Genomic DNA, 23,311 nt, shown 5'->3' with positions numbered 1-23,311 from the left:
GTTCGAGAGAGGGGTCCCGCCGTGCGACCGACCGATTCCCTGCGCCCCGTCCTGATCGCCGCCACGGCCGCCGCCGTGCTGGCCGCGGGAGCCGGGGGAGCCATGGCAGCCCCCGCGCCACCGTCCGCACCGACGGCCGCCCACGGCCAACTGCGGCCGCTGGCCGGGCTGTCCGCCGACCGGCTGCTGGTCGCGGACCAGGTCGCCGCCGCCAAGTGGGGAACCGACAGCCCGATCGACGACCCGGCCCGGGAGCAGCAGGTTCTGGACGCGGTCGCGGAACAGGCCCGGGAGGTGGGCGCCGACCCCGGGGCGACGGTACGGATCTTCCGCGACCAGATCGAGGCGAGCAAGGTCGTCCAGCGCGGCCCCTGTACCGGAAGTGGCAGGCCGACCCGTCCTCGGCGCCCACCGAGCGCCCCGACCTCGGAAAGGTCCGGCTGGAGATCAACCGGATCAACGGCGAACTGGTGCACGCCATCGCGGACTCGACGGACGCCCGCACCGCCCCCTCGTGCCCGGGCCTCCTGCTGGCCGGAGCCCTGGCCACGGGCCACGAGAAGCGGCTGGACGGGCTGCACGCGGTGGCGCTGACCCGCGCGCTGCCGTCGGTGTGCGAGACGGCGCAGGACTAGGCCGACGGTACGGACGACCGGCGGCGCAGCAGCCGTACGGCCATCGGGCCCGCCAGGGACGCCAGCGCCAGGCACAGGATGCCCGCGGACACCGGGCGGGTGAGGAAGACCGTCCAGTCGCCCTCGCTGAAGGCCAGCGCACGGCGGAACTGGGTCTCGGTCATGGGCCCGAGGACCGCGCCGAGGATCAACGGGGCCACCGGATAGCCCGTGCGGCGCATCAGGAAGCCGAGGACGCCGAAGGCCACCGCGATGGCGAGGTCGACGGCGTTCTGCGACAGCGTGTACACGCCGAGCGTGGCGAAGACGATGATGCCCGCGGTCAGCAGCGGCCGGGGAAGCTTCAGCAGCTTCACCCACAGCGGGATCAGGGGGAGGTTGAGCACGAGCAGCATCACATTGCCGATGTAGAGGCTCGCGATCAGCGTCCACACCAGCGCGGACTGGGTCTGGAACAGCTGTGGCCCGGGCTGCACGTCGTACATCTGAAAGGCGATCAGCAGCACACTCGCCGTCGCCGACGTGGGGATGCCGAGCGTGAGCAGCGGCATCAGGACACCGGAGAAGGCGGCGTTGTTGGCGGCCTCGGGACCGGCCACGCCCTCGATGGCGCCCCTGCCGAACTGCTTCTTGTGCCGGGAGAGCCTGCGTTCGAGGTTGTAGCTGAGGAACGTGGGGATCTCCGCGCCGCCCGCCGGGAGGGCGCCGATCGGCAGGCCGATCGCCGTGCCGCGCAGCCAGGGCTCCCAGGAACGCCCCCAGTCCTCGCGGCTCATCCCGATCCGGCCGCCCACGGCAAGCATCTGCTCCTCGGGGGCGCGCCGCATGCGGGCCGCGGTGTACAGCCCTTCGCCGATCGCGAAGAGCCCGACGGCGACGGCCACCACCTGGACGCCGTCGTACAGCTCCGGCACGCCGAAGGCGTAGCGGACCTGGCCGGTGAGGCTGTCGATGCCGACGAGCCCGATCGCCAGCCCCAGGAAGAGGCTGCACAGCCCGCGGACCGGGGCGTCGGCGACGACCGCGGTGACGGTGGCGAACGCGAGGATCATCACCGCGAAGTACTCGGCGGGCTGGATGCTCTCGGCGACCCGGGACATGGCCGGGCCGATGAAGGTGATCGCGACGGTGGAGATCGTCCCGGCCACGAACGAGCCGATGGCGGCGGTGGCCAGCGCGGCGCCCGCCCGGCCGGAGCGGGCCATGGGATGGCCTTCGAGCGTGGTCGGCACCGAGGCCGTCTCACCGGGGACGTTGAGCAGGATGGCGGTGGTCGAGCCGCCGTACATCCCTCCGTAGTAGATCCCGGCGAACAGCACCAGCGCGCCGACGGGGTCGAAGACGTAGGTGAGCGGGAGCAGCAGGGCGACGGTGGTGGCGGGACCGAGCCCGGGCAGCACGCCGACGAGGGAGCCGAGGGTGCAGCCCGCGAAGGCCAGCAGCAGGTGCATCGGGCTGAACGCGCTCGCGAAGCCGTCCGTGAGGTGGGAGAGCACATCCATGTCAGAACGCCAATCGGAAAAGGCCGTGGGTTCGAGTTTTCCGAAGGGGGCTCGTAGCCGAACTCGCGGGTGGCGCGCCCAGAACGGTACTGGAGCGGGCTCGGGTTCGTCTCTGCCCGCCGAACCGGGGGCCAGACCTCGACCTCGTACGGCTTCGGGGATCAATCAGGGCGTGGTTAGCGGTAAGCCCCTGATGATCAGGTCGCGGCCGTGATGCGGGTGGCGTAGACCGGTGAGCCTTGCGCTCGGCGGAGCTGGCGGATTCGGTGGCGAGGGCGACGGCCTGCCGCAGACGCGGTGCGGTGGAGTTCGAGCGGTGCGGTGATCCGGAGGGAGTGACCCTGGCCGCGGCGGATGGTCCGGCCGGAGGCGAGCGCTGTGCGCGTCCTGACCGCGCTGTTCTGGTCGAACATCAACCCGGCACCTTCCGCCTGGACATGGACAAGCGGCTCGACCTGATGCCCGCCGCCGTGCCCCGCCAACTGGAGGCCAGCAAGTGAACGCTCCCGCCACCCGGCCGTATCCCGCCCGGACCCGGGTCGAGCGGATCACCGCACTGCGCGACAACTACGTCGCGCTCGGGATCGACGTCACCCTCGACATCGTGCCGGGGGTCGGACACCGCGGTACGGGCGTCCTGGACGCGGTCCGCGACTTCGCCGCCCGGGTGCTGCCCCGTACCGCATCCTGACGGCCCGCCGCCGGGCTATGCCCCGGGGGCGGGCCCGGCCGCGACCGTGCGGGCCCAGCGGTAGTCGGCCTTGCCGCTGGGGGAGCGCTGGATGCGGTCGGTGAAGACGACCGTACGGGGGATCTTGTACCCGGCGAGCCGGGTGCGGCAGTGGTCCCGTACGGCGTCGGCCGTCAGGGCACCGGCCCCCTCCCGGGGCTGGACGACGGCCGCCACGCGATGGCCCCAGCGCTCGTCGGGGACGCCCGCCACCAGTGCGTCGTACACGTCCGGATGGGCCTTCAGGGCCTGTTCGACCTCTTCCGGGTACACCTTCTCGCCGCCGGTGTTGATGCACTGCGAGCCCCGGCCGAGGACCGTGATCACGCCGTCCTCGTCGACCGTCGCCATGTCGCCGAGGAGCACCCAGCGTTCGCCGTCCGCCTCGAAGAAGGTCTCCGCCGTCTTCTTCGGGTCGTTGTAGTACCCGAGCGGCACATGGCCGCGCTGGGCGACCCGGCCCGGTTCGCCGGGTGCGACGGGGCGGTGGGTCGCCGGGTCGACGACGGCCGTACGGTCGTTGACGCGCACCCGGAAGCCGCGCTCGGGGCCGGAGTCGTCGGTGGCGGTGCCGTTGAACCCGGACTCCGAGGAACCGAAGTTGTTGAGCATCAGGGTGTGCGGCGCGAGCGCGGCGAACTGGGCGCGCACGGTGTCCGAGAGGATCGCCCCGGAGCTGCTGACGCTGAGCAGCGGGGAGAGGTCGATGTCCTTCAGCGGCCCGGTGAGGGCGTCCACCAGGGGCCGCAGCATCGCGTCGCCGACCAGGGACACCGTACTGACCTTTTCCTTTTCGATCGTCCTCAGCACCTCCTCGGGCACGAACTTCCGGTGGAGGACCACCTTCTGGCCGAAGTTGAAGCCGACGAACGTCGTGAGGGTCGAGGTGCCGTGCATCAGCGGCGCGGTGGGGAAGAAGACCAGGCCGTCGCCGGAGGCCGCCACCCGCTCGGCCAGCTCCTCGGGGCGGCCGACCGGGATGCCGGTCGGCGCGCCGCCGCCCAGCCCGGAGAAGAAGAGGTCCTCCTGCCGCCACACCACGCCCTTGGGCATGCCCGTGGTGCCGCCGGTGTAGATGATGAAGCGGTCGTCCGCGGAGCGGGGCGCGAAGCCGCGCCCGGCCGGGCCCGACGCCTCGGCCTCGGCGAACGGGACGGCGCCGGGCGCCCCCTCCCCGCTGCCGACCTGGACGAGGTGGCGCAGGGTGTCCGTACGCGGCAGCGCCGCGGCCACCCGGTCGCCGAACTCGGCGTCGTAGACCAAGGCGGTCAGATCGGCATCGCGGTAGAGGTAGACCAACTCGTCTTCCACATAGCGGTAGTTGACGTTCACCGGGACGGCCCGGATCTTCAGGCAGGCGAGCACGGTCTGGAGGTACTCGACACCGTTGAACAGGTGGAGCCCCACATGCTCGCCCGGTGCGATCCCGCTGTCCTTCAGATGGTGGGCGAGCCGGTTGGCGGCGGCGTCCAGCTGGGAATAGCTCATCCGCCGCTCGGCGCCGGTGCCCGGATGGTCGGCGTACACCAGCGCTTCTCTGTCGGGCACCGTGTCCACGATCGACTCGAACAGGTCGGCAAGGTTGTACTCCACGGCTCCTCCTGACCTGACATCGGGCGGGCTCGGCGCTCATGACAGCACCGCGGGGGAGAGGTGGGAAGGGCCGCGGCCCAAAAAATCTGACTGCCCATCAGATTCCTATTGAAGTCGCTCCGTCGCTCCTGCAACCTGTTCTAGGTCTGAGACGGGAGGACTGCCGTGCCGCACGGGACCGAACACCTCATCGTCGAGCGCATGGGCGCCACGCTGGTGCTGACGCTCAACCGGCCTGAGGCCAAGAACGCGCTCTCGTTGCCCATGCTGGTCGGGCTGTACGACGGCTGGATCGAGGCCGACGAGGACGACACTGTCCGGTCCGTCGTGCTCACCGGCGCCGGCGGCGTCTTCTGCGCCGGGATGGACCTCAAGGCGCTCGCGGGCGGCGGCCGGATGGACGGGCAGCACTACCGGGACCGGCTGAAGGCCGACCCCGACCTCCACTGGAAGGCCATGCTCCGCCACCACCGGCCGCGTAAACCGGTGATCGCCGCCGTCGAGGGCCACTGCGTGGCGGGCGGCACCGAGATCCTCCAGGGCACCGACATCCGGGTGGCGGGCCGCGGCGCCACCTTCGGGCTGTACGAGGTCCGGCGCGGGCTCTTCCCCATCGGCGGCTCCACGGCCCGGCTGGCCCGCCAGGTGCCGCGCACCCACGCCCTGGAGATGCTGCTCACCGGCCGCCCGTACGGCGCCGAGGAAGCCGAGCGGATCGGGCTGATCGGCCACGTGGTGGACGACGGCACCGCGCTGAAGAAGGCCCTGGAGATCGCCGAACTCATCAATGCCAACGGCCCGCTCGCCGTCGAGGCGGTCAAGGCATCCGTCTACGAGACCGCCGAGATGACCGAAACCGATGGCCTCGCGTCCGAACTCGAACGCGGCTGGCCCATCTTCGACACCGCCGACGCCAAAGAGGGATCGAAGGCCTTCGCGGAAAAACGCCCCCCGGTCTACCGCCGGGCCTAGGGCCCCGCCGCTGCCAGCAGAAGGAGACGCCCCATGACACCGGCTCCCGCCCCCGAGGTGCTGAAGGCCCCTCTCGTGGTCGAGTTCCCCTTCACCCGCTCCCTCGGTCCCGTCCAGAGCGCCTTCCTCACGGGCCTGCGCGAGCGCACCGTGCTCGGCGTACGGACCGCCGGTGGCCGGGTGCTCGTCCCGCCCGTCGAATACGACCCGGACACCGCCGCCGAACTGCGCGACCTGGTCGAGGTCGCCCCCACCGGCACCGTCACCACCTGGGCCTGGAACCCGGCCCCGCGCCGCGGCCAGCCCCTGCCCACCCCCTTCGCCTGGGCGCTGGTACGGCTCGACGGCGCCGACACCGCCCTCCTGCACGCCCTCGACGCGCCGGGGCCGGACGCCGTGCGCACCGGCATGCGGGTACGGGTCCGCTGGGCCGAGGAGCGCGAGGGCTCCATCACCGACATCGCCTGCTTCGAACCGTACGACGGCCCGGCCACCCAGGAACCAAGCCCCCACGAGCAGGAGTTCGCCGACCCCGTCACCGGCATCGTCGCCCCCGCCCGCCTCGACTACACCTACGCGCCCGGCCGCGCCCAGTCCCGCTACCTCGCCGCCCTCGCCGGGCAGAAGACCGTCGGCGAGCGCTGCCCGTCCTGCCGCAAGGTGTACGTACCGCCCCGCGGCGCCTGCCCCACCTGCGGCGTCGCCACCGACGAACAGGTCGAGGTGGGACCGGGCGGCACCGTCACCACCTTCTGCATCGTGAACATCAAGGCCCGCAACCTGGACATCGACGTGCCGTACGTCTACGCGCACATCGCCCTCGACGGTGCCGATCTCGCCCTCCACGGCCGCATCGGCGGCATCCCGTACGACCAGGTGCGCATGGGGCTGCGGGTGACGCCCGTGTGGACCGAGGGCGGCCGCTACCCCGACCACTACCGGCCCACCGGCGAACCCGACGCCGACTACGACACCTACAAGGAGCTGTTGTAGATGCGAGACGTCGCCATCGTCGCCTTCGGGCAGAGCGGAACCCGGCGCACCAGTGCGGAGGTCTCCGAGGTCGAGATGCTGATGCCCGTCCTCCACCAGGTGCTCGGCGCGGTGGGCCTGCGGGCGGGCGAGATCGACTTCACCTGCTCCGGCTCCTCCGACTACCTCGCGGGCCGCGCCTTCTCCTTCACCATGGCGCTGGACGGCGTCGGCGCCTGGCCGCCGATCTCCGAGTCCCACGTCGAGATGGACGGCGCCTGGGCGCTCTACGAGGCCTGGGTCAAGCTGCTGACCGGCGAGGCGGACACCGCGCTCGTCTACTCCTACGGCAAGTCCTCGCCCGGCGATCTGCCCGAGGTCCTCACCCGCCAGCTCGACCCGTACTACGTCGCCCCCCTGTGGCCCGACTCGGTCTCCCTGGCCGCCCTCCAGGCCCAGGCACTCCTCGACGCGGGCGACACCGACGAACGCGCCCTCGCCGAGGTCGCCGCGCGCGGCCGCAACGCCGCCGCCGACAACCCGCACGCCCAGGTGACCCGCTCCGCCCCGCCCGGCGCCCTCCTCGACGCCCCGTACCTGGTGCGCCCGCTGCGCCGCCACGACTGCCCGCCCATCGGCGACGGCGCGGCCGCCGTGGTGCTCGCCGCCGGGGACACCGCGCGGCGGCTGTGCGCCCGCCCCGCGTGGATCCGCGGCATGGACCACCGCATCGAACCGCACGGCCTGGGCGTACGGGACCTCACCCGCTCCCCGTCGACCCGGCTCGCCGCGACACGCGCCGGGGCCTTCGAGGCGCCCGTCGACCTCGCCGAACTGCACGCCCCGTTCACCTCGCAGGAGATCATCCTGCGCCGCGAACTGGAGCTGGACGACGCCGTACGCATCAATCCGTCCGGCGGAGCCCCGGCCGCGAACCCCATGATGGCCGCCGGGCTGATCCGGCTCGGTGAGGCCGCCGCCGCCCTCCACCGCGGCGACGGCGACCGGGCGCTGGCCCACGCCACCTCCGGCCCCTGCCTCCAGCAGAACCTGGTCGCCGTCCTGGAAGGGGACGTCCGGTGAGCCGTTCAGTGAGCAAGGAACCGGTGGCCGTCGTAGGAATCGGCCAGACCAAGCACACCGCCGCCCGGCGCGATGTCTCCATCGCCGGGCTGGTCCGGGAGGCCGCCGTACGGGCCCTGGAGGACGCCGAACTGACCTGGGCGGACGTCGACGCCGTGGTCATCGGCAAGGCGCCCGACTTCTTCGAGGGCGTCATGATGCCCGAGCTGTACCTCGCCGACGCGCTCGGCGCGGTCGGCAAGCCCATGCTGCGCGTGCACACCGCCGGATCGGTCGGCGGCTCCACCGCGCTCGTCGCCGCCAACCTGGTCGCCGCCCGCGTCCACCGCACCGTGCTCACCCTGGCGTTCGAGAAGCAGTCCGAGTCCAACGCCATGTGGGGGCTCTCGCTGCCCGTCCCCTTCCAGCAGCCGCTGCTGGCCGGGGCGGGCGGATTCTTCGCACCCCACGTCCGCGCGTACATGCGGCGCACCGGCGCGCCCCCGGCGATCGGCGCGCTCGTCGCGTACAAGGACCGCCGCAACGCCCTGCTCAACCCCTACGCCCACCTCCACGAACAGGATCTGACGCTGGAGAAGGTGCAGTCCTCGCCGATGCTGTGGGACCCCATCCGCTACTCCGAGACCTGCCCCTCCTCCGACGGCGCGTGCGCCATGGTGCTCACCGACCGCGCCGGTGCCTCCCGCGCCCCCCGGCCGCCCGCCTGGATGCACGGCGGCGCGATGCGCAGCGAGCCGACGCTCTTCGCGGGCAAGGACTGCGTCTCGCCGCGCGCCGGGCGCGACTGCGCCGCCGACGTCTACCGGCAGGCCGGGATCACCGATCCGCGCCGGGAGATCGACGCGATCGAGATGTACGTGCCGTTCAGCTGGTACGAGCCGATGTGGCTGGAGAACCTGGGCTTCGCGGCGGAGGGCGAGGGCTGGAAGCTCACCGAGTCCGGGGTGACCGAGATCGGCGGCGACCTCCCCGTCAACCCGTCGGGCGGGGTGCTGTCCACCAACCCCATCGGCGCCTCCGGCATGCTCCGCTTCGCCGAAGCCGCCCTCCAGGTCCGAGGCCGGGCGGGCGAACACCAGGTCGAGGGGGCGCGCACGGCGGTCGGCCACGCCTACGGCGGCGGTTCGCAGTTCTTCGCCATGTGGGTGGTCGGGGCGGCCCCTCCCTCCACATGAGGCGGGCACCCGGACGACACCCGCCGGACAGATCACGTCCTCCTTTCGTGGCCTGTCCGGCACCGGCCGCGCTCGCTAGGGTGGGGCCGGGACGACGATCCGGGAGGAGCCGCACGTGGCAGACACCACCACGACCGCACAGCCGCTCAGGGGCAATGGCGAGAAGCCCGACCTCGACCTCACGGGCGCCCAGTGGCAGTCGAGCAGCCAGGGGGTGGGCGATGTCGAGATCGCCTTCGTCGAGGGCTTCATCGCGATGCGCCACGGCCGCCGTCCCGAAGGCCCGGCCCTGATCTTCACTCCGGCCGAGTGGCGCGCCTTCGTCCTGGGCGCGCGCGAGGGCGAGTTCGACCTGACCTGACGCCCCGTCCGGGCTTCGGGTGTCCTGAACTGACGCCTCGTCCGGGCTTCGGTGTGACGCGGCCCCGGCTCATCCGAGCACGACGCAGCCCCGCTCGCCGAGCGCCCGGACGACCGGGCCGTCGTCGACGCCCTCGTCGAGCGGGTTCCAGCGCAGGTCGAGCTTCTCCAGGGCGGGCAGCTCCGCGACCCACTGGGGAAGCGTTCGGATCCGGTTGCCGCGCAGGTCGAGGTGGCGCAGGCGCGGGAGTCCGCGCAGCGGCCCGGGCACCTCGCTCAGCGCGTTCTCCCGCAGCTCCAGCTGACGCAGCGCGCGGAGCGCGGACACCCCGGCGGGCAGGGCGTTGATCCGGTTGCCGCGCAGCCACAGCTCCCGCAGCGCGCCGAGCTGCCCGATCGAGCCGGGCAGCCCGGTCAGTCCGGCGTGCTGCGCGCGCAGCTCCATCAGCCCCGCCATGCCGCCGAGTTCCTCCGGCAGACTGCCGAGCGGGTTCTCGCCGACGTTGAGATAGCCCAGTTGGCCGAGCCTGCCGAGGGAACGCGGCAGCCGGGGGAGCCGGTTGTCGTGCAGATAGAGGCAGCGGGTCAGCCCCGACAGCTCGCCGATCTCCTCCGGGATCGCGGCGAGCCGGTTGTGGCCGAGGTCCAGGGTGTGCAGCCGCCGCAGCCGTCCGAGCGCGGGCGGGAGGCGGGTGAGCGCGTTGTCGGCCAGGATCAGGACGCGCAGACCGGTGCGCTGCCAGATCTCGTCGGGGGCCTCGGCGAGCCCCGCCTTCCACAGGTTGAGGGTGTCGTTCACGCGACCTTGATACCCGAGATACCCGAACGGCCCGCCGCGGCGGGCCGTTCGTACGTAGCGGATCCGGTCAGCCGGAACCGGGGGCGCTGAGTCCGGCCCACGGTCGTTGGCGGCCGTCGCTGACCGCCGCTATGCCCCGCTCGTCGTAGCGGGCCGTCCGCAGGGACCAGCCCAGGTTGCCGCACATCACGTCACGCATCCCGTCCACGTAGTGGTCCACGTCCCGGCGCAGATCCGTCCCCGCACCCGCCTCGGCGAGCAGCCGCGGCAGCCGCTCCGCGGTCTCCTCGAACCAGCGGTAGCGCGCGTTGGCGAGGCCCGCGATGTGCTCGACCGCGTCCTCCAGGGTGCCGCCGTGGCACCGGTGGCGGACGATGACGGTGTTGTGGAGGTCCCCGGCGGCCAGCTCCTTGTCCAGGGAGGCGATGTCGTTGGTGAAGACGACGACGTCGTCCGTGGCCTCCCGCATCCGGGCCAGCGGATGGCCGCCGTGCAGCGCGGCGGGCAGGGCGTAGCCGCCGAAGCGCTCGTTCAGGTCCAGGCACGGCTGCACGCCGATCGAGTGGCGGCGCAGCGCCAGCACGGCGTCCACCGAGAGCGGGGGGCCTTGTGTGCCGGAGCGGTCGAGCGCCTCGCGGTGATAGGAGTGCAGATACTCCAGCCAGTGGTGGCGGAAACGTTCCCGCCATACCGGTGGGCGGCCCGCGTGGATGCGCCGCCACAGATCGCGGAAGCTCTCCAGCAGGGGCCCGCCGCCCTGCCCGGGTGCGTCGTCCGGCTCCTCGGTGACCCGTATGACGTCCCGCACCATCCGGGCCACCTCCTCCGGACGGCGGCCGAGTTCGCCGTCGAACTGATCATCGAAGACGAAGTACCAGCCGATGAGGTCATTGCCGACATCCAGCTCCGCACCGGTCGTCCGGGGGTAGAACAGGCCGTTCAGCAGGTCGAATCGGAGCGCGTCGTACTCGGCGACCGCGCCACCCGCCCGGAACACGCCGTACCGCGAGAGCCACTGGACGGTGTGCACTCTGGCGGCCCCGGTTCCGGGGCTGGGGTCGGCCGAGGCCGGAATGTCGAGCAGGGCCGCCCGGCTCAGCAGTGCCGCATGCCGGGCGTGCGGGCGCGAAGTAGTCGTGTACGTCGCGTTCATGGCGGTATCGCCCCCCTTCGGGTTCCGGGGAAGGCCGCGCCGCCCATACCACAACCCCCCGCGGCGACGGGCCGACCCGATGAATCCGGTCATCCTCGCGTGGTGAACGTGCCATCGATAGAGCGCGAGTTGAATTGGCGTGTGCCATTGGCAATGCCAGAAGGAAATACCCGCATACCGGGCTACGGAGCGTGCCAGACAGGCTACGCTCGGCGTTACGTGCCGAAGGGGATCGAACGTGGCGGACATGAGGGACCGGCAGGACCGGACACGTCGGGCACTGCTGGAGCGGGAGGCCGAACTCGCGGCGGTCGACCACGCGTTGACCGATCTGTGCGGATCCGATCCCGGCGATCCGTCCGGCACCCGCACCGGCGGAGTGATCGCCTTCGCCGGGCCGGGTGGCCTCGGCAAGACCGCGCTGCTCGGCGAGATGCGCCGCAGAGCCGCCCACCGCGGCTGCACCGTGATGTCGGCGCGCGGCGGCGAGCACGAGCAGGGCGCCGCGTTCCACGTCGTACGGCAGCTCTTCCAGCCCGTGCTCGCGACGACCGGCGAGGAGGAGCACCGCAGAATCCTGGGCAGCTGGTACGACATCGTCGCGCCCGCGGTGGGCCTGGTGGTCTCCGGCAGCGGCGGCGCACCCGATCCGCAGGGCGTGCGCGACGGCCTGGACTGGCTGGTCACCCGGTTCGCGGTGGAGCACGCCCCGGTCGTCATGATCCTGGACGACGTCCACTGGGCCGACCCCGAATCCCTGGACTGGCTCCTCCGGTTCGCCGCCCGCGCCGTGGACCTGCCCCTGCTGCTCGCCGTCGGCTACCGCCCGGAGGACCTGACCGCCGACGCCGCCGCGGTCCGCGGCCTCACCGAACGGCAGGGCTCGCGCCCGCACGTACTCGCCCCGCTCACCCCGGCCGGGGTCGGCAGGATCGTGCGGGACGTCCTCGGTGAGGAGGCCGACGAGGCGTTCTGCCGCGAGTGCTGGGCGGTGACCGGCGGCAATCCCTTCGAGGTGGTCGAGCTGACCGCCAAGGTCCGCGACCGCGACCTGAAACCGCAGACGGTCAACCTCGGCGCCCTGCGCGAGCTGGTCGCCGCCGCCAAGGACAGCGGTCTCGGCGACCGGCTGACCCGGCTCGGCACCGCCGCCGTCCGCCTCGCCTGGGCCGTCGCCGTCCTCGGCATCGAGGCCACCCCGTCGCTGACGGCCAACGTCGCCGGGCTCAGCGAGACCGAGACCGCCGAGCAGGTGGCGCGGCTCGCGGACGCCCGCATCCTCGCCCCGCCGCGGCAGGGCGACCGCGGCGCCCAGCCGCTGGAATTCCTCCACCCGCTCATCGCCACCGCCGTCTACCAGGCCATCCCCGGCGCGCTGCGCGTGGCCATGCACGGCCAGGCCGCCACCGTGGTGCTCGCCGCGGGCCTGGGCTCCGCGGCCGCCGGGCGCCATCTGCTGGAGATGCACCCCGAGGGCGACTCCTGGGTGGTGCGCCACCTCAGGGAGGCCGCCCGGGAGTATCTGCGGGCCGGCGCGCCCGACGCCGGGCGCCGCTGCCTCGCCCGCGCCCTGCGCGAACCGCCCGCCCCGGAGGAGCGCGCCGCGGTCCTGTACGAGCTGGGCTGTTCCGCCCAGCTCACCGAGCCCTCCGTCACCGTCAACCACCTGCGGGCCGCCCTGGAGGAGCCGGACCTCGGCTCCGATCTGCGCGAGGCGATCACCTACCGGCTCGCCCAGGCGTACGGCCACAGCGGCCGCATGGAGGAGGCCGCGCAGGTCGTCGCGGCCGAGGTGCCCCGCGCCACCAGCGCCCGCACCCGGCTGCGCATGCAGGCCGAACAGTTCATGTGGAGCATGTTCCGCGCCGACGAGAAGGAGTCCCCCGCCCGCTCCCGGCGCCTCGCCCGGCTCGCCGACCACCTCACCGGCCGCGGCATGGCCGAGCGCTATCTGCTGGGCCTGCGCGCCTGGGACGCGATGACGCGCGGAGAACCGGCGGCCACCGCCCTGTACTANGCGGAAGAGGCCCTGGGCTCCGGACTGAGCTGGACCGATGACGACTGGGGCTTCGAGGTGCCGATCCTGGTCGCCCTGATCTTCCTCCACTGCGACCAGCCCGGACGCGCCGAGGCGCTGTTCAACACCGGCATAGCGGAATGCGAGCGCAAGGGCTGGCGCGGCTCCCACCTGGCGTTCGGGATCACTCTCCTCGGATACGCCCGGCTGCGCCGCGGGGCGCTCGTCGAGGCGGAGGAGCTGGCCCGCGAGGGCATGCGCATCGCCGACCTCGTGGGCTCCTCCACCCCCGCGCACTGGACCGCCGTCGGCACCCTCATCGAGACCCTGATCAGCCGCGGCCGGATCCGGGAGGCGCAGGAGTTCGCGGCCGGTCACGGCGGCGAGATCCTCCCGCAGGCCGTGCTCTGCCCCGACGTGCCCACCGTCCGCGGCGAACTGCTGCTCGCCTCCAACCTGCACGGCGAGGCCCGCCAGCAGCTCGCCGACGTCGGCCGCCGGATGGACGGCCGCGGCATGCGCAACCCCGTCTGGTGCCCCTGGCAGCTCCACATGGCCCAGGCCCTCGCGTTGACCGACCCCCGCCAGGCCGCCGAGGTCGCCGACGACGCGGTGCGCCGCGCCCGCCAGTTCGGCACCCACTCCGCGATCGGCCGGGCGCTGCACAGCGCCGCCGCCGTGGCCCAGGGATCGGAGAGGATCAAGCTGCTGGCCGAGGCCGTCAGCCACCTGGAGCGCTCGCCGTCCGCGTACGACCTGGCCGTGGCGCTGGTCGACCACGGCGCCGCCCTGCGCCGCGTCGGCCTGCCCCAGGAGGCCGGGGACCGGCTCTACCGCGGGCTGGAGGGCGCGGTCCAGTGCGGCGCGGACACCCTGGCCTCCCGGGCCCGCGACGAGCTGTCCGCCGCCGGGCTGCGCCCGATGCAGCTGCGGGTCGACCACACCAGCCCGCTCACCTCGCAGGAGCAGGCCGTCGCCGAGCGGGCCGCCGAGGGCTGGCCGGACGACCGCATCGGCGAGGAGATGGGCCTCGCGGAGCGCGAGGTGGCCCGGTTGCTGTCCGGCGTCTACCGCAAGGTGGGCACCGACCGCGGCGGCCTCGCCACCCTCCTGGGCACCTCCCGCCCCGACCGCCCGCCGCACCCGCTCCCCGGGGACTGAGCCGGGGGCCGGGGCCGGGCGGCGACCGGTGAAGAGGCTGTGACGGCGGGCCGGAAGAGGGGTGCTCCCGAGCTTGGGAAGGGTGGCGGGCCACGTACCATGTCCGCATGTCCTTCCTCCGCCGCCGCAGCGCCGCCACGCCCACCGGGCCGGACTTCGATGTCCTGGCCATGGATCCGGGGGACTGGCCCGGCGATCTGGGCGCGGGGCTGCTGCCCGCGCCGGACGGCACCTGCCAGGGCGTCTTCCTGCGCTACGACCTGTTCGGCGGCCGCGGCCCGGCGATGATCATCGGGAATCTGCCCGAGGGTTCCCCGGCCCGCGAGGTGGCCGAGGACCAGGCTCCGTTCGAGGTGACCCAGCTGCTGGCCGCCCTCGGCAACGAGGAGCAGGTCCAGGTCGTGGACACCGAGGACACCCCGGTCATGCACGACGACAACCTCCTCATCGTGCGCCGGATCAAGCTGTCCGAAGGCCGGATCTCCTGCGCCCAGTTCGACCGCAGCGACGGCGTCCTCGTCACCATCGCCAGCTGGGACCGGCCGATCACCGACGACCTGTACCGGCTGCTCAAGCCGCTGCCCGCGGAGATGTTCCAGCAGGGCTGAGGGGACACCCCCGGTGGCCCGCTGGACGCTCTGGTACGACACCCCCGTGGCGGACTGGGAGCGCGAGGCGCTGCCCATCGGCAACGGCACGCTCGGCGCCATGGTCTTCGGGGGTGTGGCCCGGGAGCGGATCCAGTTCAACGAGAAGTCGTTATGGACCGGGGGTCCGGGTCCCGGCGGGTACGACCACGGCAACTGGCGTGAGCTGCGCCCCGGCGCCCTAGCCGCCGTCCAGCGGCTGATCGACGAGCACGGCGCGGCCGCCCCCGGGGACGTGGCGGTCCGGCTCGGGCAGCCCCGCTCCCGCTACGGCGTCTACCAGCCCTTCGGCGATCTGTGGCTGGACATCCCCGACGTGCCCGAGACCCTGGACAGCTATCGGCGCCGCCTGGAGATCAGCCAGGGCGTGGCCCTCGTGGAGTACACCGCCCACGGCGGGCGGCACCAGCGCGAGTTCTTCGCCTCGTACCCCGATCGGGTGATCGTCGGACGGCTGAGCGCCGCCCCGTGGGACGTCGGCTTCACCCTGCGCCACATCTCACCCCGCCCCGGCGACCACCAGGTCACCGCGCATGACGGGCGGTGGACGATCCGCGGCGCGCTGGCGGACAACGGGCTGCGCTTCGAGGCCCAGGTGCGGGTGGTGTGCGACGGCGGCACCGTGACGGCCGGGGAGGACGGCACGCTCACCGTCACCGGCGCCCGCAGCGCCTGGTTCGTCCTCGCGGCCGGGACCGACTACGCCGATACCCACCCCCACTACCGCGGCGAGGACCCCCACCGGGCGGTGACCGAGACCGTGGACGCCGCCGCGGACCGTGGCCATCTCACCCCGCTGAGCCGCCATGTCCGCGACCACCGCGCCCTGTTCGACCGTACGGCGCTGGACCTCGGCGGCCGGACCCCGCCCCTGACGCCCACCGACCGGCAGCGCGCCGCGTACCCGGGCGGGGAGAGCCCGGCCGACCGCGCCCGGAAGGTCAACTTCTGGCCCGGCTGCGCGACGGCGACCGCGCCCACCGGCTGCTCGCCGGACAGCTGGCGGATTCCACCCTCCCCAACCTGTGGGACACCCACCCGCCGTTCCAGATCGACGGCAACTCCGGCGCCGCCGCCGGGATCGCCCAGATGCTGCCCCAGAGCCACCGCGCCGTGCTGGACGTTCTCCCCGCCTTGCCGGGCCGCTGGCCGGACGGCTCAGTGCGCGGGCTGCGCGCCCACGGCGACCTCACGGTCGACATCACCTGGCGCGCGGGGCGCGCCCGTACCCTCACCGTCGCGGCGGGACACGACGGACCGGTCCGGATACGCAGCGATCTGTTCGCGCGGCCGTACACCGCCTATGACGACACCACGGGCCGCGAGACGGCCGTACGCGACGACCCCGGCTACGGGGACGCCCGTACGGTCACGCTCGCGGCCCGCGGCGGCCACACCTACCGGTTCACGGAGCGGGCCTGACCCGCCGGCACCGGCTCACCGGCCCGAGCGCCGCACCCGCACATCCGCGGCCCGGACGAACGCCACCCGGTGCCCGAACTGGATCTGGTAGTAGACGTCCTGACCGCGCACCACGATGTGGCCGTTGGCATCGAAGGTGGTCGCCCACAGATACTCACCCCGGGTCCGCAGCCCCAGTGCGTACCGCTGCCCGGCGAGCAGCTTGTACGGCAGCGGCGAGACCGCCTGCACCGGTACGCTCTCCGGGTACGCCTCCTTCTCCGGGTAGGCGCGCCCGTACACCGGGACCTCCGCCAGGCCCGCCTTCGGCGTGACGACGAGGCCCTTGCCGTACACGGCCGTGGGCCGCCGCCGCGGGTTCCGGAACCACGCCTGCCGGCCGAGGTACCAGATCGCCGTCCAGTCGCCCTGCCGCCCCGCGACCGCGTATTGCTGGCCGGTGGTGGCGCGGGCGCCGGTGTCATTGACGCCGGTGGTCGAGTCGGCGCCGTCCGGACGCAGCCCGATGTCCTTGACCAGCGGGGCGTCGTCACTCGGCGCGGTGTGCAGCCGCACCGCGGACGAGCCGTGCGGGACGCACTCCTGACCGGCCGTCTCGCAGCCGGTGTACACCGGCTCGTTCGTCTCGTAGTCCGGGCGGATGGTGACCAGCCCCCCGGAGGCGCCCGCGGTGCGGTGGAAGGGCGCGCCGAGGAGGCTGAAGTAGTGCGCCCAGTCCCAGTACGGGCCCGGGTCGGTGTGCATGCCCCTGATGGTGGCGGCGGTCGTGCCGGGCACATTGTCGTGGCCCAGGATGTGCTGCCGGTCCAGCGGAATGCCGTACCGTCGCGCCAGCCACTTCACCAGCCGGGCCGACGAGCGGTACATCGCCTCCGTGTACCAGGCGTCGGGCGCGGTCAGGAAGCCCTCGTGCTCCAGGCCGATGGACTTGGCGTTGACGTACCAGTTGCCCGCGTGCCAGGCGACGTCCTTGAGCGGTACGTGCTGGGCGATATGGCCGTCGGAGGAGCGCAGCGTGTACTGCCAGGAGACATACGTCGGGTCCTGGACCAGCTTGATGGTGGTGTCCCAGGAGCCCTCGGTGTCATGGATGACGATGTAGTCGATCGACTGGGAGAGGGGGCGGTTGCCCAGGTCGTGGTTGCCGTAGTCGTTGTCCCCGAACTGCTCGTAGGGGGCCGGGATCCACTCGCAGGACACATTGCCGGGGGCCTCGACGTGCGGATCCCGCTTGGGGTCCGGCAGGCCGAGCGACCGCAGCTGCCGCCGGTCCGGGGCGACCCCGGGGACGGCGTCGAGCGTGACCCGCTCACCGTCGCCCGTGGTGCGCACGGCGCCGCCGCGGATCACGTCGTAGACGTCGTCGGCGAACACGGCGGCCGCCGCGGCGCTGTCGGCGCCCGGGTAGGCCGCCACCGCCGCGTACCAGTCCGCCGGATCGTCGCTCGACGGCAGCCCCAGCCGCTTCTGCGCGGCGGCCAGCAGCGCGGCGCCGCCCCGCACATTGGCCGCCGCGTCGCCGCGCAGCTCGGCGGCGGACAGCCCCGTCAGCTCCGCGGCCCGGCCCAGCGTGCGCAGCCGCGCGGGCAGCTGCCGCGGCTCGGGCACCGAGGCTTCCGGCACCCGCAGGGGCCGGGCCAGATCGCCGCGGGCGTCCTCGGTGCCCTGGCTGTGGTGCGGGGCCGAGGAGAGGGCGGTGAAGGCGTCGGTGAGGTGCATCGGGCCGTATCCGCCGGTGACGCTGGGCGCGCCACGATGGCCGTCCCAGCGGGACTGGAGATACGACACGCCCAGCAGCACGCTCAGCGGCACCCCGTGCTCCTGCGCCGCCGCCGCGAAGGCCCGTTGCAGCGGCCCGGCCCCCTCCGGCGGCGGTGTGCCGCCCGGTGGCTGATCGGCCCGGGCGGCCGGGGCGGCGGAGACGGCCGGGAGCAGAAAGGCGGCGGACGCGGCGGCGCCCGCGGTCCGCAGTGCCGTCCTCCGGCTGGGGCCGGGGACGGGTCTTTCGCCGTCCCTGTCCGCGTCTCTGCTGGTGTCGTGGGCGTCTGCCTCGTGGGCGCCGTCCTGTGCGGATCCTGGCATTGCAGCCTCCTCGAGGTGGGCTGAGCCGAACCGTAGGGTGCCTCCCAAGGGGCACGGCCTGGGGCGTGTCCGCGCAGTCGCGGGCGGGTCTACTCGGGTGATCCCGACAACGCAGCGAGAGGGGGCACCTCCCAGCGGTAGCTGGGGGAGCGTGCCAGGCGTCGCGGGCCCGGCGGGACTGTGCGGACACGCCCTAGAGGTATCCGCTGCCGGGCGATCCGTCAATCACCGTCGCGCGACAAAGGCTTCGCACGTCACACCGCCTGCGGCGCGTCACCGGTCCAGACCGGTGACACGCCGCAGACGGTGTGACGAGGCGACTCAGCGCGTGCCCACCGCGGCGCGCACGGCGCGCCGGGCCAGACCGCAGTCGTCATGCAGCCGCCGCAGCAGCAGCCGCTGCTCCTCACCGGCGGCCATCACCCCCGGCACCACGGGCGCCGGATCGTGCATGCTGCGCTGCACGGCGGTCTCGTACCGGCGGATCTCCCGGGTGAGGACGAGCATCAGGTTGACCAGGAACGCGTCCCGCGCCGCCGGACCCGCCGCCTGCGCGAGCTGGCTGATCTGACGCCGGGCCACCGGGGCGTCGCCGAGCACCGCCCACAGCGTCGCCAGGTCGTAGCCCGGCAGATACCAGCCCGCGTGGTCCCAGTCGATGAGCGCCGCGCCCGAGGGGGCCAGCAGCACGTTGTTCAACAGGGCGTCGCCGTGGCAGAACTGGGCCGGCAGCTGCCGCCCCGCCGCCTGCGAGACGCCGCGCAGCAGCTTGCGCACATCGCCCATGTCCCGGTCGGTCAGCAGCCCCAACTCGTGGTAGCGGGACAGCCGGGCGGCATAGTCCACCGGGGCGTCGAACAGGTCCCCCGGTGGCCGCCACTGGTTGATCCGGCAGATCGCGCCGAGCGCGGCGCGCACATCGGCGCGCGGCGGCGCCTCGGCGGGATGGCGCTGCGCGGCCGCGACCCGCCCGGGCATCCGCTCGATGATCAGCGCGCAGTTGTCGGGGTCGGCGGCGATCAGCCGCGGCACCCGGACGGGAGGACGCTGTCGTACGAACGTCCGGTACATCGCTATCTCGCGGCGGAACCGCTCGGCCCACGCCGGGGAGTGGTCCAGCAGGCACTTGGCGACCGCCGTGGTGCGGCCCGTCGAACCGACCAGGAGAACGGACCGCCCGCTGCGCCGGAGCACCTGGACGGGGTTGAACTCCGGACAGATGCGATGGACCGCGGCGATGGCGGTGCGCAACTGCGCACCCTGGGGACCGGACACGTCGAGTCTTCCGCTGGGCGGCACGGAGCCGAGGGCGGCGGTGCGCCGCGCGCGGCCGCCGGGAGCGGGATCGAGGTACGGCCCATTGCCGGGCAGCTGCCGCCGGTACGGCCGAGGCGGGGCGGACACGGAGGACGACGCTGCGTACATGGGCGAGACAGATCCCTTCGTGTGCCGACGTATGTGCGTACGCTCCCGGCCCCGGGGCGGGGCCGCACCCTGGGGAATGCGGCTGGCATTTTCCAACGGACGGTTTCCCGCTGGCATTTTCCAACTGGATGTTCCAACCGGATGTTCCCGTTGGATTTTCCAACCCGCACCGGGCCGGGTAGCGCACTCCTACATCACACCCGCGCGCGGGTGGCACACCATCTGGCGGACCCTGGCGAACCCTGGCGAATAGTCGCACGGCTCGTGACGGGCCCGTTACTGTCAAGCCAGCCGAGGATCCTGGGGGCTTGACGTGACGAGGGAACCCAACACCCGTCTTGCGGACCTTTTCGGCCTGGCCGGCTGGTCCAAGGGCGAGCTCGCGAGGCTCGTGAACCGGCGCGCGGCGGCCATGGGCCACCCGCAGCTGGCGACCGACACCTCGCGGGTGCGGCGTTGGATCGACACCGGCGAGACGCCGCGCGATCCCGTGCCCAAGGTGCTGGCCGTCCTCTTCACCGAGCGCCTCGGTCGAGTCGTGACCATCGAGGACCTCGGGTTCGGACGAGGTGGGCGCGCGGGAAAGGGGCAGTCCGCCGACGGGCTGCTCTGGCCGCCCGAGTCCACGGCCGCGGTCCTCACCGAATTCACGGGAATGGACCTTATGTTCAACCGACGCGGCTTGGTGGGTGCGGGCGCCGCGCTCGCCGCAGGATCCGCCATCACCGGTGCCATGAGCGAATGGCTGCTCTCCGACCCCACCCTCGCCACCGACGCGCCCCGTTCCGACAACCCCCTCTCCGCCGAGCCCGCGGGCTTCGACCGCTATGAGGCCGCCCCCGTGGGCTCCCAGGAGATCGACGCGCTGGAGACGTCGGTCGAGGTCTTCCGCGCCTGGGACGCGGCCCGCGGCGGCGGGCTCCAGCGCAAGGCGGTGGTGGGCCAGCTCAACGAGGTGGGCGGGATGCTGGCCTACCGTCACCCCGAGGCGCTCCAGCGCAGACTGTGGGGCGTCGCGGCCAACCTGGCCGTGCTGGCGGGCTGGATGTCCCATGACGTGGGCCTGGAGCCCACCGCCCAGAAGTACTTCGTCATCGCCGCGCACGCGGCCCGGGAGGGCGGCGACCGGCCGCGGGCGAGCGAGGCGCTGTCCCGCGCCGCCCGGCAGATGGTGCACATCGGCCGCCCGGACGACGCCCTCGATCTGATGAAGCTGGCATCGTCCGGCGCGGGGGACGCGGCGCTGCCCCGCACCCGCTCCATGTTCCGCACCATCGAGGCCTGGGCGCACGCCTCGAAGGGGCACGGCCAGGCGGTGCGCCGCACCCTGGGGGAGGCGGAGGAGCTGTTCGTCTCCGACCGGGACCGGGGGCCCGCACCGAGCTGGATGCAGCTGTTCAACGAGGCCGACCTGCACGGGATGCAGGGGCTGGTCTACCGCACCCTGGCCGAGCACGAACCGGGCGTCGCGGCCATCTCGCAGCGGCACGCCAAGGAGGCGCTGCGGATGAGGGAGGGCGGCCGTCAGCGGTCGCAGATCTTCGACCACATCTCCATCGCCTCGGCCTCCTTCATCGGCGGCGACCCGGAGCAGGGGGCCGCTTCCGCCCGCGAGGCGCTGGCCACGATCGAGCAGAACTCCTCGCACCGCACCTGGGACCGGCTGCGGGAGATGTACCGGCTCACCGCGCCGTACACCTCGTCGGCCGCGGTGCGGGAGCTGCGGGCGGAGATCCAGCAGGCCATGCCGAAGGGGCTGGGCCACCAGAAGGGAGCCGGAGGCGGGGCGAAGGGGGCGGGCGGGGCGGCGAGGACCACGGCCGTCTAGCGGCGGCCGGCGGAAGAGCACAGAGCACGGCCGTCCGGCACGTCCAGCGGCGGCCCATCACCGCATCAACCGACCATCGCGAGCAGTACGCAGGCGTCGCCCTCGCGCCGCTCGTCGTCGAACTCCTCGGCCACCACCCGTACGCACTCCTGCGTGCCGCGGGCGGCGGCGAACCGTGGCGCGAGCCGGAGCAGCCGCTCGGCCGCCACCGTGGGGTCCTCGGCGAGCCCACCGGCGTGCAGCAGGAGCAGGTCGCCCGGCTCCAGCCGCTCCTCGGCCTGGGCGTACGTGGCGCCCGTCGTGCCGCCGAGCAGCACACCGGCCGGGGGCCGCAGGGCGCGCCCCGCCCCGTCGCGGAACAGCAGCGGGGCGGGGTGCCCGGCCTGCGACCACACCAGGGTGCGGGTCGCCGGGTCGTACCGCCCGCAGACGGCGCTGCCCAGGGCGGGCTGCGCGGAGACGTCGAGCAGCTGGTTGAGCCGCCCCATCAGCGGGCCCGGCTCGATCCCGGCCACCGCCATGCCGCGCACCGCGCCCAGCACCATCGCCATGCCCGACGTCGCGGCGACGCCATGGCCGGTGAGGTCGCCGACGCTCAGCAGGGTGCCGCCGTCCGGCAGTTCGAGCGCGTCGTACCAGTCGCCGCCGATCAGCGCGCTGTCCGCGGAGGGGAAGTAGTGGGAGGCGACGTCGAGGGCGGTGCCCGCGGGCCGCCGGCCGTGCGCGAGGGGCGCGGAGCCGCGCCACGGCGGCAGGACGGCCTCGTGCAGCTCGACCGCCAGTCGGCGCTCGGCGCGGGCCATGTGCCGCTGGCGCTGGAGCGAGTCGCGGGATTCGCGCACCGCCCGCTCGCTGCGGCGCAGCGCGCTCACATCGCGGAGCACCGCCCACATGGAGGCGGTGCTGCCGTCGGTGTCGAGGACGGGCTCGCCCGCCATGTGCACCGTACGGACGGCGTCGTCCGGACGGACCACCCGGAACTCGCCGTCGATCGGCTTGCCGTCCACCAGGCAGTCCGTGACCATCGCGGTCAGTACCGGCTGATCGTCGGCGACGACCCAGGAGGGCAGCTCGTCCAGGGGCAGGCCGCCCTCGTCGGGGCTGCGGCCGAAGATCTGGCACAGCTCGTCGGACCAGGTCACCTCGTCGGTGAGGAGGTTCCACTCGGCGCTGCCGACCCGGTTGAGCAGTGAGCCGGGACCGTGGCCGGGGCCCTGCCGCGCCGCGTCCTGTTCCAGCGGCTTCCGGTCCTCGGCCGCCCCATCCGCCCCCGCCGCTCTGCCGGGCTCCTCCGATTCCCCGGGCTGCTCGGACGGCATCCCCTCCCGCAGCTGGTCCAGATGCTGGCCGAGGTCGTCCAGATGGTGGACGGCGAGATCGCACAGCGCGCGCTGCCAGCGCAGCTGGGTCTCGTCCGCCGTACCGCTCAGGTCCGCCGTGGTGTCGCGCCGCACGGCGGCGATGCCGCCGCGGAGCCGCCGGGTCTGCGTGATGAGCGCGTCGACCGTGCCGCGCTGGGGCGACGGGGCGGCGGGATGGTCCGCGGAGCGGGGGGACGGCATGTGTTCTCCGATACGGGCCGGTACGGGGCGGCGCTGCCGGGTCTGACGGGGTAAGGACCGGTAACGACTCTTGCACAGGCTGCGACGTCGCGTAAGTCGTTTGGCAATACCCGATCCGGTGGTGCTTCTGGCATATGTCAATGGCTTTCCTGGGGCAAGTCGGACACGACTCGGTGGAGCATGCGGTTCCGGG

Annotated in this window: 18 protein-coding genes and 2 pseudogenes; 13 read left to right on the top strand and 7 right to left on the bottom strand. The window is 73.3% G+C overall.

Annotated elements, in window-relative coordinates:
• Positions 1-39 precede the first annotated feature (39 nt).
• A pseudogene (locus tag LCH29_RS30245) lies at positions 40-635 on the top strand (chorismate mutase).
• Here the strand turns inward: LCH29_RS30245 and LCH29_RS30240 are convergent.
• Positions 632-2,137, bottom strand: a complete 1,506-nt coding sequence (locus LCH29_RS30240) for a tripartite tricarboxylate transporter permease (protein WP_446464871.1) — start codon at positions 2,135-2,137, stop codon at positions 632-634. The pseudogene LCH29_RS30245 and the gene LCH29_RS30240 sit on opposite strands and share 4 nt — an antisense overlap.
• 302 nt (positions 2,138-2,439) lie before the next feature.
• On the opposite strand from LCH29_RS30240, the gene LCH29_RS30235 reads away from it, so the two are divergent.
• Together LCH29_RS30235 and LCH29_RS30230 are read left to right on the top strand one after the other, a co-directional pair.
• Complete coding sequence (locus tag LCH29_RS30235; protein WP_446464870.1) at positions 2,440-2,637, top strand: hypothetical protein; 198 nt, start codon at positions 2,440-2,442, stop codon at positions 2,635-2,637.
• Positions 2,634-2,828: a hypothetical protein gene (locus LCH29_RS30230; RefSeq protein ID WP_446464869.1), complete on the top strand. Its 195-nt coding sequence runs from the start codon at positions 2,634-2,636 to the stop codon at positions 2,826-2,828. Before LCH29_RS30235 ends, LCH29_RS30230 begins: the two co-directional genes overlap by 4 nt.
• 15 nt (positions 2,829-2,843) lie before the next feature.
• Here the strand turns inward: LCH29_RS30230 and LCH29_RS30225 are convergent, their stop codons facing one another.
• A complete protein-coding gene (locus LCH29_RS30225) occupies positions 2,844-4,460 on the bottom strand; it encodes an acyl-CoA synthetase (protein WP_446464868.1) in 1,617 nt (538 codons plus the stop codon).
• Between the two features lie 165 nt (positions 4,461-4,625).
• On the opposite strand from LCH29_RS30225, the gene LCH29_RS30220 reads away from it, so the two are divergent.
• The 5 genes from LCH29_RS30220 (at position 4,626) to LCH29_RS30200 (ending at position 9,023) form a co-directional block, all read left to right on the top strand.
• Positions 4,626-5,432, top strand: a complete 807-nt coding sequence (locus LCH29_RS30220; protein ID WP_446464867.1) for a crotonase/enoyl-CoA hydratase family protein — start codon at positions 4,626-4,628, stop codon at positions 5,430-5,432.
• Between the two features lie 33 nt (positions 5,433-5,465).
• Positions 5,466-6,425: a Zn-ribbon domain-containing OB-fold protein gene (locus tag LCH29_RS30215; protein ID WP_446464866.1), complete on the top strand. Its 960-nt coding sequence runs from the start codon at positions 5,466-5,468 to the stop codon at positions 6,423-6,425.
• Positions 6,426-7,487, top strand: a complete 1,062-nt coding sequence (locus LCH29_RS30210) for a thiolase domain-containing protein (protein WP_446464865.1) — start codon at positions 6,426-6,428, stop codon at positions 7,485-7,487.
• An 8-nt stretch (positions 7,488-7,495) separates the two neighbouring features.
• Complete coding sequence (locus LCH29_RS30205) at positions 7,496-8,662, top strand: thiolase domain-containing protein (protein WP_446464932.1); 1,167 nt, start codon at positions 7,496-7,498, stop codon at positions 8,660-8,662.
• A 115-nt stretch (positions 8,663-8,777) separates the two neighbouring features.
• Positions 8,778-9,023, top strand: coding sequence for a DUF397 domain-containing protein (locus LCH29_RS30200; RefSeq protein WP_055556519.1), 246 nt, complete (start codon positions 8,778-8,780; stop codon positions 9,021-9,023).
• A 69-nt stretch (positions 9,024-9,092) separates the two neighbouring features.
• On the opposite strand, the gene LCH29_RS30195 is transcribed toward LCH29_RS30200, so the two are convergent.
• Together LCH29_RS30195 and LCH29_RS30190 are read right to left on the bottom strand one after the other, a co-directional pair.
• A complete protein-coding gene (locus LCH29_RS30195) occupies positions 9,093-9,821 on the bottom strand; it encodes a leucine-rich repeat domain-containing protein (RefSeq protein ID WP_446464864.1) in 729 nt (242 codons plus the stop codon).
• 67 nt (positions 9,822-9,888) lie between these two features.
• Positions 9,889-10,974, bottom strand: a complete 1,086-nt coding sequence (locus LCH29_RS30190; protein WP_446464863.1) for an isoafricanol synthase — start codon at positions 10,972-10,974, stop codon at positions 9,889-9,891.
• Between the two features lie 247 nt (positions 10,975-11,221).
• Between LCH29_RS30190 and LCH29_RS30185 the strand changes: the two genes are divergently transcribed.
• The 4 genes and pseudogenes from LCH29_RS30185 (at position 11,222) to LCH29_RS30170 (ending at position 16,221) form a co-directional block, all read left to right on the top strand.
• Entirely contained in the window at positions 11,222-14,152 is a 2,931-nt protein-coding gene (locus tag LCH29_RS30185; RefSeq protein ID WP_446464931.1) for an ATP-binding protein, read from the top strand.
• Positions 14,153-14,259: 107 nt separating this feature from the next.
• On the top strand, positions 14,260-14,760 hold the full coding sequence (locus LCH29_RS30180) for a hypothetical protein (RefSeq protein WP_446464862.1): 501 nt from the start codon (positions 14,260-14,262) through the stop codon (positions 14,758-14,760).
• Between the two features lie 13 nt (positions 14,761-14,773).
• A pseudogene (locus LCH29_RS30175) lies at positions 14,774-15,448 on the top strand (glycoside hydrolase family 95 protein); the annotation flags it as partial.
• The gene (locus LCH29_RS30170; RefSeq protein ID WP_446464930.1) at positions 15,343-16,221 is read left to right on the top strand and encodes a glycoside hydrolase family 95-like protein; all 879 of its coding nucleotides are present in this window, start codon (positions 15,343-15,345) and stop codon (positions 16,219-16,221) included. The pseudogene LCH29_RS30175 and the gene LCH29_RS30170, both read left to right, overlap by 106 nt.
• A 15-nt stretch (positions 16,222-16,236) precedes the next feature.
• Here the strand turns inward: LCH29_RS30170 and LCH29_RS30165 are convergent, their stop codons facing one another.
• Positions 16,237-18,303, bottom strand: a complete 2,067-nt coding sequence (locus LCH29_RS30165) for an N-acetylmuramoyl-L-alanine amidase (protein ID WP_446464861.1) — start codon at positions 18,301-18,303, stop codon at positions 16,237-16,239.
• 321 nt (positions 18,304-18,624) lie between these two features.
• Entirely contained in the window at positions 18,625-19,728 is a 1,104-nt protein-coding gene (locus LCH29_RS30160; RefSeq protein ID WP_446464860.1) for an aminoglycoside phosphotransferase family protein, read from the bottom strand.
• A gap of 313 nt (positions 19,729-20,041) precedes the next feature.
• On the opposite strand from LCH29_RS30160, the gene LCH29_RS30155 reads away from it, so the two are divergent.
• Positions 20,042-21,556: a DNA-binding protein NsdB gene (locus tag LCH29_RS30155; protein ID WP_446464859.1), complete on the top strand. Its 1,515-nt coding sequence runs from the start codon at positions 20,042-20,044 to the stop codon at positions 21,554-21,556.
• A gap of 65 nt (positions 21,557-21,621) precedes the next feature.
• Here LCH29_RS30155 and LCH29_RS30150 read toward each other — a convergent pair whose 3' ends face one another.
• Positions 21,622-23,118, bottom strand: a complete 1,497-nt coding sequence (locus tag LCH29_RS30150; protein ID WP_446464858.1) for a PP2C family protein-serine/threonine phosphatase — start codon at positions 23,116-23,118, stop codon at positions 21,622-21,624.
• Between the last annotated feature and the right edge of the window lie 193 nt (positions 23,119-23,311).

Source organism: Streptomyces sp. BRA346, assembly GCF_052851135.1.
Note: the sequence above shows the minus strand (reverse complement) of the source record. Positions and strands in the feature narration are given on the sequence as shown.

What these genes read in the sequence shown, in the direction of transcription:
- LCH29_RS30180 (WP_446464862.1), top strand. Translation starts at nt 14,260, where the DNA reads ATGTCCTTCCTCCGCCGCCGCAGCGCCGCCACGCCCACCGGGCCGGAC.
- LCH29_RS30190 (WP_446464863.1), bottom strand. Translation starts at nt 10,974, where the DNA reads ATGAACGCGACGTACACGACTACTTCGCGCCCGCACGCCCGGCATGCG.
- LCH29_RS30210 (WP_446464865.1), top strand. Translation starts at nt 6,426, where the DNA reads ATGCGAGACGTCGCCATCGTCGCCTTCGGGCAGAGCGGAACCCGGCGC.
- LCH29_RS30150 (WP_446464858.1), bottom strand. Translation starts at nt 23,118, where the DNA reads ATGCCGTCCCCCCGCTCCGCGGACCATCCCGCCGCCCCGTCGCCCCAG.
- LCH29_RS30160 (WP_446464860.1), bottom strand. Translation starts at nt 19,728, where the DNA reads ATGTACGCAGCGTCGTCCTCCGTGTCCGCCCCGCCTCGGCCGTACCGG.
- LCH29_RS30165 (WP_446464861.1), bottom strand. Translation starts at nt 18,303, where the DNA reads ATGCCAGGATCCGCACAGGACGGCGCCCACGAGGCAGACGCCCACGAC.
- LCH29_RS30240 (WP_446464871.1), bottom strand. Translation starts at nt 2,137, where the DNA reads ATGGATGTGCTCTCCCACCTCACGGACGGCTTCGCGAGCGCGTTCAGC.
- LCH29_RS30215 (WP_446464866.1), top strand. Translation starts at nt 5,466, where the DNA reads ATGACACCGGCTCCCGCCCCCGAGGTGCTGAAGGCCCCTCTCGTGGTC.